Origin of the sequence: Furfurilactobacillus rossiae DSM 15814 (assembly GCF_000428925.1) — a bacterium.
Taxonomy (GTDB): Bacteria; Bacillota; Bacilli; order Lactobacillales; family Lactobacillaceae; genus Furfurilactobacillus; species Furfurilactobacillus rossiae.
In genome coordinates, this window is sequence record NZ_KE386820.1 from 174,853 (window position 1) to 191,326 (window position 16,474).

Here is a 16,474-nt window from a genome sequence, read left to right on the forward strand (position 1 = left end):
GGAAAATGTCAGGTTTGTTGATACCAATAAGTTTGTTTGTCAAAACTTACACATACGCATTACCCACAACTGTGGCCGAGTTTCCCATCCTCGCCTTTTTAGTGATTATTGCTTATCAAGCCGTTGTGGATCATGGCGCACAGCTTGGGGAGCAGTTTGTTACTAGAAAGGCTTTTTTGTTTACTGTTTTTGCTTTTTTAGCTCAGCTAACTGCAATTTTGATTAGTTATTTGCGTTATGGCGATTCTAAGCAAGATGCTGGGATTTTACACGGGACACTAAACGTCATAGGGCTTTTTTTAACAATACTTGTTGCTTATTTTTGTGTAAGAGCCACAATCACGGATATGTTAGCTGTTAAGCGATTTATTAGAGCAATCTTTCTAACACTAATTGTTTTCAGTTTGTTTGTTTTGTTGCCACAACTCATCGCATCGTTGTCAAACAATGGTCTGCACAGCTGGGTCAATTTGGTTGCGAGCCTTTTTGAAAAACGTTGGAAATTTAGAAATTGGTATGATAATGGTAGTTACGTTACTACTATGGGGCGTTTAAACGGTTTCGAGGCGGAAGCTGGTTATTTGGCTGCACAAATTGCGTGTGTTTTTTTACCAATGACAATTGCGGCAATTGCAAACCATTTTGACTACTTTCAAAATGCTGTTGTTAAATCACGCGGATGGTACTTTTTGGCTCTTATTTGGCTCTTCGTTGTTCTGTTTTTTGCGAAGACAACAACCGGCTTTCTTGTTATTGGGATAGCATGTTTGACTTTATTTTGGAAATCAGGGGCTACGGATCGTATTGTTTATGCAATCGTTGCTGTAGTAATAAGTATCGGGATTTTCGTATCCTATTTGACTGTGCCGAGTGTTACGAATTTGTTGAATCAATATTTGTTTCAGAAAGGTGGAACAGATAATCGTCGTGGTGGAACTATAGGTTTGATCCTTACATTTATTCACAATCCGGTTATTGGTGTTGGAAATGATTGGGCTGGTTCTTATTTAATGCAGTATGTTCCGTGGCGGACACGTAATAACCCAGAGTATTTAACGGTTTATTCGAAAAATTCGTATCCAATTCTTAGTGTTTGGGGTGGATGGCTTGCTCAGTATGGTTTGGCTATTGTTGGTCCAATACTTTTCTATATTGGGAAAAGAATAAAGCTGGCTTGGACCCTTAAGGCACGTTTGCGCGCATCGCACATTAATGACAGGGCACTGTTTCTCACTTTAATAGACTCTTTTGAAATTTTTCTAATAATGTATTTTGTATTAGCGCTGTTAGTATTTTCTTGGAGTGAATATTACATGCTTATTTCTTTCTTCTTCTATGTTTCTGTTTTAAACATTGCAGAAAATCAGCTTTCAAGCGAGGAGTCTCTGGCAAATGAATATTAAGGTTTTAGTTGCAACACATAAAAATTATAGGATGCCCAAAGATCGCGAGGTCTATTTGCCAATTTTTGTTGGTAAATCGATTCATCCGGATGTAAACCATGATTTTCAGGGAGATAATACTGGAGATAATATCTCCTTAAAAAATTCTTCTTACAACGAATTAACAGCGTTGTATTGGGCTTGGAAAAATCTTGATGCAGATGTTATTGGATTAGACCACTATCGGCGTTATATGAGCTTGAACCACAAAAAAAACCTAGACAGCGTACTGACAGAATCTGAGATTGAAGAGATTTTAAAAAATGTTGATGTGATCTTACCCAAAGAACGGAAATATTATATAGAGTCAAATTACTCTCACTATGTTCATTCACATCATTCTGAACCGTTGGATAAGACGCGTGAAATTATTGGGCGTGATTATCCAGCATATTTGTCCGCGTTTGATCATGTAATGTCCAAGACGTCAGCGCATATGTTTAACATGTTCATTATGAAAAAAAGTTTGTTTAATGAATACTGTACTTGGCTTTTTGATATTTTAGGCAAGGTTGAAGAACAAGTTGACACCAGCAATTATGACAACTACGAAAGCAGAATTTACGGGTTTATTAGTGAACTACTGCTCGATGTTTGGTTGGAGACCTTAGATATCAGGTACAAGGAAGTTAATTTTGTGTACATGGAAAAACAGAATTGGTTGGTCAAGGGCTTTTCGTTTCTTAAAAGGAAATTCAAGTCTAACTTTTCTAATTAGCGGATAAAACAAGAAGGAGTGACTTGGGTGATTAAGCAACGCTTAAAGTATTTTCTACAAGCATATCCAACAGTAAATGTCGATTATTTGTGGAAAAGTATTCAATCATATCAAATAGTTTCTTTTGATATTTTTGATACACTCATAAAACGTGATATTTCGAATCCTACAGATGTTTTTAAACTTCTAGAACGAAGGAATGGCATCGAGGATTTTGCCAACAGAAGAATTAAGGCTGAGTCGGTTGCAGTGGCTGCCGAAGGTGCTAAAACAGATTTGACAGACATTTATGCACACATAACTTCTAGCGAAGATAATGCACGCAAATTAGCTCAAGAAGAGATTAATTTAGAGCTTGAACTTTGTCGTTCTAATGACAAATTACATGAAATTTATGATCGCTGTCAAAAGGCCGGGAAAAAGATTCTTATTATTTCAGATATGTATTTACCTGCTAAGGTTATCAAGCAGATTTTAAAGAATGCCGGATATAGAGGCTTTGAAAATTTGTTTGTGTCAAATGAGGTTGGCTCTGATAAGTTATCAGGGCAACTTTTTAAGGCTATTGCCCATGTAGATGGAATTGATACAGACAAATGGATTCATGTTGGAGATTCAATTAAGGCCGACGTATGGGGAGCAAAACGAGCGGGAATAAAGGCGGTTCAAATTTCGAAGTATGATCGACAAATTTCCAATCGATCATTACTACAGCCAAATTTGGATGAGAGCTTCATCACTGCTTTCATCAATAATCGGTGTGATGAGATTTCAGAGAACCCTTATTTTTCTTTCGGTTTTGAAACGTTTGGACAACTGCTTTTTGGTTTTACAAAATGGCTTAATAAAAATCTAGAAGAAAAAGGCATTAAAAAGGTCTTTTTTCTTTCCCGTGATGGATTCATTATGGAACGTGCATTTTCTAAAATGAATTTTGAAAAGAATTATGAAACGCACTACATACATGTTTCACGACAAAGTGTAAAAGTTCCTTACTTAAGTCAAACAAAAACTTTGAACGATGTGTTAGATGTTCTCGATTTACCTCCTTTTTTTTCGGTGCAAACTTTTTTTAGTGCTATTAATTTGCAGGCTTCCGATTACAATAGTTTTTTACTTAAGAACAATGTTGATTTAAACGAAAGCGTAGCTCAAGCAGATTTTAAAAAGCGGGATGTTTACTTAAAACTGTTTGAAGCGGTCAAGTTGGATATGTGGCAAAATGCTAACGATCAATTGAAGCTTTTTAAGAAGTATTTGGTTGATGCCAATTTTAATGGCAAGGTTGCAATTGTAGATATTGGTTGGAAGGGGTCAATGCAGCATTTTCTGACCAAGGAATTAACTGATATGAATATTGATGTCGACATCACAGGTTTTTATTTCGGATTAGTATCCGCCGCAAAAAAATTCGGGATAAAAGGTAAGGCCTACGTTTTTGATCAATTGAATAATTCGAATGATGTTGACTTGACCACTTCTATGCAGGGTTTGACAGAAATGATGTTTTTCTCAGGGGAAGGGTCCACAAAATCTTATCGATTAGAAAATAAGAAAGTTGTTCCAGAACTTTTCGACTACGAGTATGAAGGCACGGGTCATAAGGTGGAACGTGATAAAGTTGAGCAAATTCAGGCGGGTGCAATATTCTTACTTGAAAAGCTGCGCGATTCAAAGGTTGCTGAGATGATTAATTTGAACGGAAAACAAGCATTTAGACCTTTCCATCGAATTGGGACTAATCCTTCTGCCAAAGACATCGAATTGTTTGCAGATTTTGAATTCTTTGATCACAGTTTTGTTCCATTAGCAGCGCCACTTTCAGTAGGAACCTATATCAAACAACCGAATCGGTTTAAAAGGGATCTTTCAGCTTCTAGATGGAAAATAGGATTTTTAAGGCGTCTGTTTAAATTACCTTTACCTTATAGATGGTCGTATGATTTGGTTAAGCGTTTACGACATAAGAATTGAGGAGGCTTTTAATATCAATTATGTGAGTGTTATTGTTACTTATAATCGAAAGTTACTGTTAACCGAGGCTGTTGAAAGTCTTCTTCAACAAACCAACAAGCCTCAACAAATTGTAATATTAGACAATCATTCCAGTGACGGCACGGAAACATATTTGCGTAGCCATTTTGACTTTGTTGATCAATCGATTGAATATCATAGATTACCAGAGAATATTGGCGGTTCTGGCGGTTTCGCTGCTGCAATTAAAGACGCTTTAAAGTATGAGTGTGACTGGATTTCGTTATCTGATGATGATGCAATTTTTGAAAGACATTATTTCCAACAGCTTTCTAATTATGCCGAAAGAAACAGAGACATAGCAGCTTTGTCCGGCACAGTTAGATTTGAAAATATGGATATCGATTTCACACACCGTCGACGTGTTAGAGATTGGAACACATTGGCACCGGTACCAGTAGCCACTTCTGAGTATGTTGATAATTTCAATTACGACGTTTCTTCATTTGTTGGACTGGTTGTAAAAAAATCTATGATTCAAAAGATTGGCTTGCCCGAATCTGATTTCTTTATTTGGGTTGATGATTTTGAATACTCCTTGAGAATTCGGCAGCATTCGGAAATAATAAATGTGAGTGACGCCACTATCGTCCATAAAACCGGCATTTCTTCTGTTGCATTCAGGGCGGCATATCAGCCGGATTGGCGGGAGTATTACGGACTTCGAAATCGTGTTGTTATGGTTCAAAAACATGGGAAAAACAAAGTTTTGAGTACACTTTTTTTGCTTGCTTGGATGTTCGGAAAGATTGCAACAGTTCCGATGAAGAGGTTTGCAGGTTATAGAAGACATGTTTTACGCGTATATGTGGATGCGTTTAGAGATGCATTTAGGCACAAACTAGGAAAAAACAACCGTTATCTGCCGAAATAATATGAGTTTGGAGTAATTTAATGAAATATGGATCTATTATAGTTACCTTTAATCGAAAAAAATTATTACTGGAAGCGATAAACAGTCTTTTAAACCAAACGGTAGCGCCAGAATATATAATTTTAATTGATAATCATTCCACTGATGGAACAAAGGCAATGCTGGATGAATCGGGGATTTTGAAGAATTCAAAACTCATTTATCAATTCTTGCCGGAGAACGTTGGTGGCGCCGGCGGTTTCCATGAAGGCGTGAAGATTGCTCGCAATTTGAATATTGACTGGGTTTCTTTGTCTGATGATGATGCAATATTTAACAATAACTACTTTGAAAATATTGACAGTTCAGTTATTGCGCATCCAGATGTCAAAGCGTTTTCTGGAACTGTTAAGTTAGAAGATGGTCGAATTCAAAATGACCAACGAGGAAATGTTTACAATCCTTATTGGTTGCGTCGACGGGGTCGTTCGGTAGAAGATTTTCAAAATCAAGATGAACTAAACATTGATTGGTTTACTTTTTGTGGTTGCTTGATAAATATTGATCTCATTAAAAAAATTGGTCTACCAGAATCAAAGTTTTTTATCTGGTGGGATGATGTAGAATATTCAATGAGAATCCGAGAATACTCTAAGATTATCAATGTTAACAAAGCAGTTTTGATTCATAAGACTGCTATTCCATCAATTGACATTCATACAAAATATGTTAGGGATTGGCGTTCCTTCTATGATGTTCGAAACACTATTTTTTTATTGAAAAAGCATGGTAAGAATCGCATTATTACGACGTTATATCTCATTTATTGGTTCCCGAGATTGATGATTAAGATTTGCGGCAATGCGTATTCTGGTAACCGCTGGTATTTGATTAAAGCATATGTACGAGCCTATGCCGCAGGGTTATCTGGTAAGGGTGGTTTATCAAGGCACTACTTGCCTGGATCATCTAAACAAAAAAGTAATGGAGGACACTAAGTTGGTAAATTATGATTATTTGATTGTTGGGTCAGGTCTTTTTGGGGCCACTTTTGCTTATGAGGCCGCTAAGCGAGGCAAACACGTTAAGGTGATTGAAAAAAGAGATCACATTGCGGGTAATATCTACACAAAAGAACAGGATGGCATTCAAGTTCATCAGTATGGCGCACATATTTTTCATACTTCAAACAAAGAAATCTGGAATTATATTCAACAGTTTGCTGAGTTTAATCGTTACACAAATTCGCCTGTAGCTAACTACAAGGGTGAATTGTATAATCTACCATTTAATATGAACACTTTTTCAGAGCTTTGGGGCGTTACGACACCAGCCGAAGCGAAAGCAAAAATTGAGGAGCAAAAGGCTGTAGCCAATTTATCAGATTCAGAGCCTAGAAACCTTGAAGAACAAGCAATTTCATTGATTGGTACGGACATTTATACCAAACTGATAAAGGGTTATACCGAAAAGCAATGGGGGCAAAAGGCAACTGAACTTCCTGCTTTTATTATTCGACGGCTGCCTGTTCGGTATACATTTGATAACAATTATTTCAACGATATATACCAGGGCATTCCAATCGGTGGGTACACACAAATTGTTGAGAAAATGCTGGACAGTGATTTAATCGATGTTGAAACTGGTGTAGACTTTTTTGATAATAAAGAAGAATATTTGAAAGATTATCCAAGAATTATCTTTACTGGAATGATTGATGAATTTTTCGATTACCAGCTTGGTGAGTTGCAATATCGTTCATTGAAGTTTGAAACCGAAGAAATGAACGTTGATAATTTCCAAGGCAATGCAGTGATCAATTATACTGATTCTGAAACACCATACACTCGTGTTATTGAACATAAGCACTTTGAATTTGGCAAGGGTGACAAAGGTAAAACAATCGTTACCCGTGAATATCCTGCTAATTGGAAACGTGGTGATGAGCCCTACTATCCGGTAAACAATAAAGCAAATAATGAGTTGTATACCGAGTACCGAAAACTTGCTGAAAATCAGCCTAAGGTTACTTTTGGTGGACGTCTGGGAATGTACAGATATTATGATATGCATCAAGTTATTCATGCTGCCCTAGAGGCGGTTAGTCAAGAATTTAAAGATTAGTTTTTAATGATTCGCAATAAAAGTCCTAAATTAGGGCTTTTTTATTTTAGAATCTTTTTTCTCATGTGGTGTTTACTGTATACTTGTTATTAGATTTTGTATTTGCCGTATGTAGAAAGGGTGACAGTGACAGTATGATTAATGGCCAGGCGCCCCACGAGGGTGAATATGTTGCAATTAAGAGTTTTAAGCATGATGGAAGTTTGCATCGTACTTGGCGGGATACAATGATTTTAAAAGCCAGTGATAACGCTTTAATTGGTGTGAACGATCATACTTTGGTGACAGAGGATGATGGTCGGCGCTGGGTGACTCGAGAGCCTGCAATTGTTTATTTTCATAAACATTATTGGTTTAACATCGTGGCAATGATTCGAAATAATGGTGTTTCGTACTATTGTAATTTAGCTTCTCCGTACACTCTAGATAGAGAAGCTATAAAATACATTGATTATGATCTGGATGTTAAAGTATTTCCAAATGGTGAGAAGAAATTATTGGATGTTGACGAGTATGGTGAGCACAGCAATAAGTGGCATTATAGTGACGAATTAGATCTTATCTTAAAAGAAAACGTCAAGGTTTTAGTGGATTGGATTAATAATGGTAAAGGGCCCTTTTCAAAAGGCTATATTGATTTATGGTATCGAAGATATAGAGAACTAATAAAACAAAAGGGCCATAATTATATTGTCTAGTCGTAACAAGAAGGAAGTGAAGTAAATTCATGCTAAATAAAGCTAAACATTCGAGTTTGTTATTTTGGTCGATTGAAATACTGACGGTTGTGTTAATAATTTGGATTTGTACAAAGATAAACTTTATTTTCAGGCCTATTGGAACGTTTATTTCGGCCGTTTTTGTGCCTATTTTGGTGGCTGGTTTTTTATTTTATATGTTAAACCCGATAGTAAAATTATTTATGAAAGTTCACTATAAAAGTTTTAAGATCACGAGGACTTGGGCGGCGCTCTTAGTAATAGTTTTATTGATTGGCATTATTGCATTAGGCATCATATCTTTAATTCCACAGCTCGCCAAACAAATCAGTCAGTTAGTTACGAGCGTTCCACACATTGCTACACAATCGCAGAAGGTGATTACTCAGTATATTTCCAAATCCAACTTTCTTAAAAATAGTGATGTTTCTGTTTATCTAAAAGGAATTGAAGGCTCTTTGTCGAGTTGGGCCCAAAGCTTTATCGGAAGTCTGAGCAGTAGCTTAGGGTCTGTTATTGGCACAATCACCGACATAACCGTTACTGCCATCACTGTTCCAGTTATTCTTTTTTATATGTTGCGTGATGGTGAAAAGTTGATTCCGACTGTTAGGAAGTTTTTACCCAACAGTCGACAGGACAGAATCATTGATTTGTTATATAAAATGGGTGATACCATTTCTCAGTACATTAGTGGCCAAATTATTGAATGCTTATTTGTTGGCGTATTTACATCCATTGGCTACATAGTTATTGGAATGCCGTTCGGATTACTACTTGGCATTATTGCTGGGTTATGCAATATTATTCCTTACGTGGGTCCGTATATTGGAATCACACCTGCGCTAATTGTTGGATTGATAATGGCTCCTAACAAAATTATTTGGATCATTGTAGTTGTTATTATTGTGCAACAAATAGACGGTAATATTATTTATCCAAACATTATTGGACGTTCGCTGAAAATTCATCCATTAACAATCATTATTTTATTGCTGGCGGCAGGACATATTGCGGGTATTCCAGGAATGATTTTAGCAATTCCTTTTTATGCCGTGTTAAGAACGATTGTTCAATATGTTTGGAATATAGTTAGCCTAAAGGATGACTAGAATAAAATGAACGTAATGTAAAAATGGTTGATTTGTAAGGTGAATGTCATTATTCATTAAAAGTTTTATGCTATTTTATATTTAAATTGTCTTTGGAAAGGTCGTGCTCTTATAGTATGCAGTCAAAATGTTTAGTCAGAGCGGGTATTGCATTATTTTCGACCATTGTTTTTGGTGTTGCTTCAATTGGAGCAACTGCCCACGCTGAAACAAGTATCAATGCTAGCAGCGATAATAGTGTAACAGTGTTAGCAGATAATCAGAGTGTTCAAAATGAGCAATCTTCGTCTAGCAGTGAATCCAATGTGGAAAATAGTTCTGTAACAAAGGTCTCAGATTCGAAGTCTAAAGATGAGAATCAACAATCAGATAGTTCGAGTCAATCTAGTAGTATTTCGGTTAGTGGGTCGAGCTTATCAGCTGCAAGTTCTTCAAGCAATATTGCGAAATCTGGTACGGACAACGAATCGAGTAGTGAGTCAGTTAAAAATCTTCAAAACTCTGCAACAAGTGAATCGACCAGCTTGACGACGAAGTCTGAAAGCAGTCAAGGCTCCTCAGCATCTGAAAGTAGTCTGAGTTCCTTAGTAAGTGGCAGTAAGGCTCAAGATTCGACAAATAGCACCACAGCTGCAACGTCAGTTGACAGTTCATCGGACAAACAAACTTCTGTAGAATCTCAAGCAAGTAGTGCAGTGCCAGTCGTAAGCAGTAGTGCAACGCAATCTATTGAACACGCTGCAGTAATGGATTTTATGCAGGATACGGAAGGCTGGGTTGATGGCAAATATTATTATCAAAACGGTGAAAAATTGACTAATGGCACTTATACGATTGATGGTCATAAATATCATTTTGACAATAGTGGCGCTGTCACAAATGGTTTGACGTGGGATAATCAGGCGAACACTTGGATCTTTTCTGATTGGTCGAATCATCAAGTAGTGACCGATGATTTTCGTTCGAATAACGGTACATGGTATTACTTTAATCCAAATGGTTCGATTGGACGCGGATTAACATGGGTACCACGGACAAAGACTTGGAATTTTTATGACTATGGCACATACCATATTGTAAAGGATGATTTTCGTTCGAATAATGGTACTTGGTATTATTTCAATCCGAATGGTTCCATCGGTCAGGGATTAACATGGGTACCGCGGACAAAGACTTGGAACTTCTATGATTATGGTACATATCATATTGTAAAAGATGATTTTCGTTCAAATAATGGTGTCTGGTTTTATTTCAAACCGGATGGCGCGATAGCCGAGGGTCTGACATGGGTACCACGGACAAAGACTTGGAATTTTTATGACTATGGCACATACCATATTGTAAAGGATGATTTTCGTTCGAATAATGGTACTTGGTATTATTTCAATCCGAACGGCTCCATCGGTCAGGGATTAACATGGGTACCACGGACGAAGACTTGGAACTTCTATGACTATGGCACATATCATATCGTTAAAGACGATTTTCGTTCAAATAATGATGTTTGGTATTACTTTAAACCAGATGGTTCAATAGCCGAGGGCCTGACGTGGGTGCCACGGACAAAGACTTGGAACTTTTATGATTATGGAACGTACCATATTGTTAAAAATGACTATCGGCAAAACAACGGAGTTCAATACTATTTCACTGGTGATGGTTCAATTGCTACTGGTTGGCAAAGTATTAATAATGATTTAGTCTATTTTGATGGTAGTACTTATCACAAAGTAATAGCATTGTCAGATTTAGGTAGTAACTTAAGTAGCACACAAAAGTACTTCTTTGAGAGCGTTATTCCGGGTGCAATAGCTGGTTGGCATGAGTACGGAGTCATTCCTTCAATAACGATTGCACAAGCAATTATTGAAAGTGGTTGGGGACAATCGTATTTATCAACGGCTGCACACAATCTTTTTGGTATCAAAGGAACGTATAATGGTAATAGCATTACATTGCCTACTCAGGAATATAATGGTTATCAGTATGTAACAATCTATGCAGCTTTTAGAGCGTATGATAACAATTCTGAGAGCATTCAAGATCATGGCGCGTTCTTAAAGTATAATTCTCGGTATAATAACTTGTTGGGAGATAGCAACTATGTGTCAGTAGCAAACAAGATACGTCTTGACGGTTATGCGACCGATCCAGCATACTCAACATCATTAATTTCCATGGTTCAAACGTACGGATTAAATATCCTTGATGCATTGCAGTAATATATGATTTAGGAGGCCAAATCAAGTTGGCCTCCTTTTGTGAGTTAAGGGGGTCACAGATGACTTCAGAATGACCATTCAAAGACAAATGAATGTGCAAAAGCGCATTTGCATGCCTTTTATTTATTCAGATGTTACTGTAAATAATTAGGTGCTAAGAGTGTTTTTAATCACAAATGGAAATAATCAAAATCTTGAACAGAAAGCGAAAGATAACTTAAAATGAGGAAAAAAAGAATTGAATGGCTTGATATTGCAAGAGGAATTACGATATTAGCGGTTGTTATCGGTCATACGTTTCAAAGTCAAACTTTTAGTATGCAAACTCTACCTGCAAAAATTATTTTTGCTTTTCATATGCCACTTTTTTTTATCGTATCTGGATATTTATTTCACCAACAAAGACTACGTATTGTTTTACGAAAAGGGATAAGAAGCTTGCTGGTTCCCTATCTAGGGACCAGTGGAATCTTTATAATTGCCTTTGTTTTGGCAAAATTTAATATTTTACCCGATATCTTTTTTTCTCCCTTTCATGACATTAGACAGTTAGTTGTTAGCATCTTGTATGGATTTGGTGGCGGACCCTTTGGAACAGTTAATCCTTTTGGATGGAACATTGCTCTGATTGGAATTATTTGGTTCTTATTGGCCATGTTCTGGACAAATTTGATTTTTCAAGCTATTTATCAGTACTCAAAACGATACAGTAACTGTGATGTGGTTCTAGCCATTTTTGTTTCTATCATAGTTGTTATTGGCATTAATTTAGCTCGATTATGGATTTTACCGTTAGCGTTAGATTCGGCTTTCTTAGCGGTGGCTTTCTTTTATGTCGGATACCTTTTGCAAAAGATAGATTTAGAAGCCCTTATTCGCCAACCAATGATTATTTTTGTTATGTTATTGTTATGGCTAGTTAGTGCAAAAAATGGATTATTTCAGATGTCTGCAATTTCTTATATTCCTAGCGGAAATTTTTTGACCGCAATAATTGGTGGTGTTTCTGGAACACTTGTAATATTTGCATTGTCTATGTTCTTAAAACGTTTCAGTCGCATAAAAAAAACTTTAAGCTTACTTGGCCGCAGGTCGCTTGTAATGATGTGTTTCCATGCAATCGATGTAGGCACATTGACAATTAGCTCGGCAGTATTAGCCTCGACCGTCAATTATCCTAGAGCTATTGTTTTTATTGCCTTGATGTTGGCTAGATTGATCACACCAATTGTTTTTACTCTGGGAATGCCTTATATTCCCGGTCTACGAGCAATTTATTTACCACGCAGAGCGCAAAAGAGAACGGAAACAAGTCAACATAAATAGCAGTGTGAAAAGAGCATAAAAAATCATGATGAAAATTAAAACTAACAAATCTATTTTGTACGTATATGTATTCACGATAAGTTTGCTGTTGTCTTATATGACAATGACATCTAGTTTTCACATTTTTAATTTTATTGCGTTGACGTTTGTTTTTATGGCTTTTTACGTGTTGCTAATTTCTTTTTTTAAGATCGACAGACAGATGAAATGGAGAGGTGCTTATAATTTTCAGACAGTTTCTTGTGCAATTTTGGCAACATTATTGAGCTGCTGGACGACTATATCTTTTGTAGGCTCTTTGAACGAATTAGAAAAATTTAAAACCATTTATTATGTCATTACGGCGATACTTGTTATCGCAATGGCTTTGCTTAATTATTTCATTTTGCTGAATGTTTATCAAAATAAATCCGTATCAAAAACTGTATTACCGAAAAGGTCTATTGTGTTTAGAATTTTAACTGTGTCAGGCTTAGTGACTTCAAATTTGGTTTGTTTCGTTGCATATTATCCTGGCATCATGATGACTGATTCGTTGTGGCAATGGCAGCAGCTTAAAACGAATGTCTATTCAAATGTTCAACCTGTTATGAACACGATGATTATAAAGTTATGTATGCAACTTTGGAATTCTGTTGCAAGTTATGCTTTATTGCAGAATGTCCTTTATATTTTTACAATGTCCTGGATTTTCATTTATTTTTATGAAAGAGTTAGTAGAAGGTCTAGTAAGTGTTTGATTATCGGCTTGCTAGTGCTGGCTATTATTTCACCGTTTTCACCGATTATGAACCAATTCATCACTAAAGATTCCTTATCAGCAAGTATTGGCTTGATTTTAACTTTTCTAATTTATCGAATGCTTGTTCAACCTAACTTATTAGAATCAAAGTTTTTCCCATTGACGGTTTTCATAATTGTCTTTTTGTTTTCAGGACTGAGAACAAATTCTTTGATAGCTTTTGTTGCATTTGAGATAGTATTTTTGGCCTGTCATCATTCGAGAATGTTTTTTCGATGGCATAGTGTGGCTTTTTTAGCAATAATGCTTGAACTTTTGGTTACGGGTCCATTTTACAAAAGCATGAATGTTCAGCCAAGTGATCCAAGTGAGAGTTTTGGAGTTCCAACGCAAATTCTAGCTGCTGTATATGATTCCAATGGTAACATCAGTGCTAAAGAACGTAACTCAATGTTGAAAATTTTACCAGATGTACAGTGGCGCCAGCTGTATTCTCCTTATTCAGTTGATTCCATTAAGTTTGCTCCAGGTAGTGCATATAATAGAGATTATATTAGTCATCATTTGACGAATTTGACTATGATGACACTCAAACTAGCTCTTAAGAATCCTAGAATTGCGTTAAAGGCATACTACAATCAAACTCGGCCATTCTGGAAAGTGAATGTCGGTTCGTATAATCCATTTGGTAGTTATGATGCCCGAGCTGCTAACTTTACAACAGTGCCTGGTCGTGAGGCCTCGTATCTACGTAATGGTCACGTAGTTAATTACAGAATTCCCAGTTGGATCGATGACATGTATGGACACTCTCCAGTGAAAATACATTCTTTATATGTACAATTTAGTAGTTTTATTTATCGACAAAAATTAACACAAGTGGTGTCTTTCCCAGCCACGATTTTTATCCTGTCGATGTGGCTCCTTTCCATCTCTGTAGTTTCATCAAAATGGTCCTTGGTAATGAGTCAGGTGCTGCCCATTATGATATTTGGAACACTTATTATTGCGATACCGGCTCAGCAGTTTAGATATTACGATCCTTTTTATTGGAATTTCGAACTGTTAGTATTAGCGTTTGTTTTTGAACATGATTGTATAGATAATTTCATAAATTCAAAAAATGATAAGTTGGTTTGAAACAAAAGCATTAAGTAAAAAGGAGTTCAAAATCAAAATATTTTGAACTCTTTTTTTGTACATATACCCAACCTACCTTTTTTAAAAATAAGCTCAGTCACATCTCCACATGAACAACTACTAAACAATCTTTGCGAAATCTTGCCATATTTGGTTCTTTTGACTCTCTATGACTCTATTAAATGGTTGACGCTGTGTTTTCCAACAAATGTTTGCAAACATTGTGTTGGTCGCTGTGCAATCTGATTTCAGGCTCTTGATCCCAAATGCGGTGAAAAACCCGACTTAAAAAAGTGGGAATTCTTGTAGAAAGCTGTTTAATTAAGTTGTGGTCTTTAAATTAGTAACGCTGTCGTTATGTGATCAAGGAAAATATTCATTTTCTAGTAGTTTGAAAAAAGTAACGGATTTTTCAAGTTGAAGTTTTGAACGGTTCGTCCGTGTGTCAAAGAATAGGAATAAGCCATTGACAAACAAACAGGTTTGTCTGAATTTTTAACGAGGGGTTGTAAGATTATTGGTATCTTTACGTAAATTTTTTTGCCAGTAATCGCACAGATTTTCTGATGTTGACCATGAGGTAACATTGGCTAATATAAATTTTAATATTTCAGCTCATAACTCATCACCGAATTAATTGATGGATTAAGTTATAGCGAAGAAAACTGATACAAAACGCGTGTTCTGTTAGCGACCACGCGTGAACAATTAGATGAATCTTAAAGTGAAGTGTAATGTTGGAATTATTGACAACAAAAAATTCTCCACAATTTAATTTGAATAAAAATTAAATTGTGTGTTTCTCAGATGCTTGTAACTGATACAGAAGTGTGAATATTCTGTAAAAAATCACCATTGCAATATATTTCATTCGTTTTACAGAAGTGGAAAATCAGTAATTTTTTGAAAGAGTACTGTTACAGATTATTAGAAGAAATGATGATATATTTGTTTATATTGCCAGCTTAAGTTTAACAGGGGTAAAAAATAAAAATGATTGAAAAGAATCTTAGTGTAAAAATTTATCGGGGTAGCAATAGGGATGTTATGTTTAACAGGATTAGAAGAGATTTGCTATTATTCTCAGTTGGTTTAGGTTTTCTTGGACTAAACAGTTTTAGAGTGAATGCTGACATGATAGGTAGTGATTCGGACGTTAATCATGAAAACGTTTCCACGACTAATGAGGCCGATATTACGAAAAAAAACGCAATGTCAGTCGGTTTGAGGGAAAGCTCTGTTGCTTCATTGCAGACCAAATCAGAGGTGAGTCAAAATCCACTGAACGAACAAAAATCTAGTAGCTCTCAGTCGGTGATTTCGGCGCAGTCAGTTTCTACAAGTACTAGCAGTGCAAGCGGTGCGAATTCAGTACCTGGGGCCTCAAGTGCTGGTTTAAGTGAGATTGTATCAACGAGTGCTCAGAATGCTCAATCTAATTTTTCTGACGAAAATGTTGCAAATAACAGTGTTGGTATATCGAAGTCTGAATCAATAGCTTCGTCGAAGTCTGACAGTCAATCTGATAATAAAGCATTCATTGATTCAGATGCAACCGTTCAAGTCACCAGTCATGCTGTAAATCAAGATTATCAGACTAATCAGCAATTTGAAATTGGAAATGAATCGTCCAAGACATTAAAAGTGAATCAAAGAGCGATAAATCTTTCTTTTATGTCTGAACGTGAAAGCACTGAGAAAAATCAATGGGTAGAAAATACGGATGGTAGTCGTTCTTATCTGGATCAAAACGGAAATGTAGTAAGAAACACTTTTTTATCTCTAAAAAATCACCGGTATTACTTTGACGCCGATGGTCGCGTAAAGGAAGGCTTATTTTCCGCTAACGGCACATATTATTTTGCAGACTGGCGAGATAATATTGTTGTACAGGACGATTTTCGTCAAAATAATAACTCATGGTTTTACTTTAAAACTGATGGTGCAATTGCGCGTGGTTTAACGTGGGTGCCTAGAACAAAAGAGTGGAATTATTATGATAATGGGACTTATCAAATTGTAAAAGATGATTTTCGAGAAAA

At 36.2% G+C, this 16,474-nt stretch carries 10 protein-coding genes and 3 pseudogenes; all 13 read left to right on the forward strand.

Features of this window, described 5'->3' with window-relative positions:
* The first annotated feature begins 5 nt into the window (after positions 1–5).
* On the forward strand, positions 6–1,403 hold the full coding sequence (locus G400_RS0113940; RefSeq protein ID WP_017262750.1) for a hypothetical protein: 1,398 nt from the start codon (positions 6–8) through the stop codon (positions 1,401–1,403).
* Positions 1,393–2,160 carry a DUF4422 domain-containing protein gene (locus G400_RS0113945; RefSeq protein WP_017262751.1) on the forward strand — a complete coding sequence of 256 codons (768 nt, stop codon included), beginning with the start codon at positions 1,393–1,395 and terminating at the stop codon, positions 2,158–2,160. Before G400_RS0113940 ends, G400_RS0113945 begins: the two co-directional genes overlap by 11 nt.
* A gap of 27 nt (positions 2,161–2,187) precedes the next feature.
* Positions 2,188–4,134, forward strand: coding sequence for an HAD-IA family hydrolase (locus G400_RS0113950; RefSeq protein ID WP_017262752.1), 1,947 nt, complete (start codon positions 2,188–2,190; stop codon positions 4,132–4,134).
* Positions 4,100–5,068, forward strand: coding sequence for a glycosyltransferase family 2 protein (locus G400_RS0113955; protein ID WP_017262753.1), 969 nt, complete (start codon positions 4,100–4,102; stop codon positions 5,066–5,068). Before G400_RS0113950 ends, G400_RS0113955 begins: the two co-directional genes overlap by 35 nt.
* Before the next feature lie 20 nt (positions 5,069–5,088).
* Positions 5,089–6,045, forward strand: a complete 957-nt coding sequence (locus G400_RS0113960) for a glycosyltransferase family 2 protein (RefSeq protein WP_017262754.1) — start codon at positions 5,089–5,091, stop codon at positions 6,043–6,045.
* 1 nt (position 6,046) lies between these two features.
* Positions 6,047–7,171 (forward strand): UDP-galactopyranose mutase, encoded by a 1,125-nt coding sequence (glf, locus tag G400_RS0113965; RefSeq protein ID WP_017262755.1) that lies wholly within the window; start codon positions 6,047–6,049, stop codon positions 7,169–7,171.
* 134 nt (positions 7,172–7,305) lie between these two features.
* Positions 7,306–7,869 (forward strand): DUF402 domain-containing protein, encoded by a 564-nt coding sequence (locus G400_RS0113970; RefSeq protein WP_017262756.1) that lies wholly within the window; start codon positions 7,306–7,308, stop codon positions 7,867–7,869.
* A 29-nt stretch (positions 7,870–7,898) separates the two neighbouring features.
* A complete protein-coding gene (locus G400_RS0113975) occupies positions 7,899–9,002 on the forward strand; it encodes an AI-2E family transporter (RefSeq protein ID WP_017262757.1) in 1,104 nt (367 codons plus the stop codon).
* Positions 9,003–9,757: 755 nt separating this feature from the next.
* Positions 9,758–10,402 (forward strand): annotated as a pseudogene (locus G400_RS16515) (hypothetical protein); the annotation flags it as partial.
* Between the two features lie 339 nt (positions 10,403–10,741).
* Positions 10,742–11,218: pseudogene (locus G400_RS16520) on the forward strand (glycoside hydrolase family 73 protein); the annotation flags it as partial.
* Between the two features lie 228 nt (positions 11,219–11,446).
* Positions 11,447–12,550, forward strand: a complete 1,104-nt coding sequence (locus tag G400_RS0113985; RefSeq protein WP_017262759.1) for an acyltransferase family protein — start codon at positions 11,447–11,449, stop codon at positions 12,548–12,550.
* A gap of 25 nt (positions 12,551–12,575) precedes the next feature.
* Positions 12,576–14,432 (forward strand): hypothetical protein, encoded by a 1,857-nt coding sequence (locus tag G400_RS0113990; protein WP_017262760.1) that lies wholly within the window; start codon positions 12,576–12,578, stop codon positions 14,430–14,432.
* Positions 14,433–15,425: 993 nt separating this feature from the next.
* Positions 15,426–16,474 (forward strand): annotated as a pseudogene (locus tag G400_RS15540) (hypothetical protein); the annotation flags it as partial.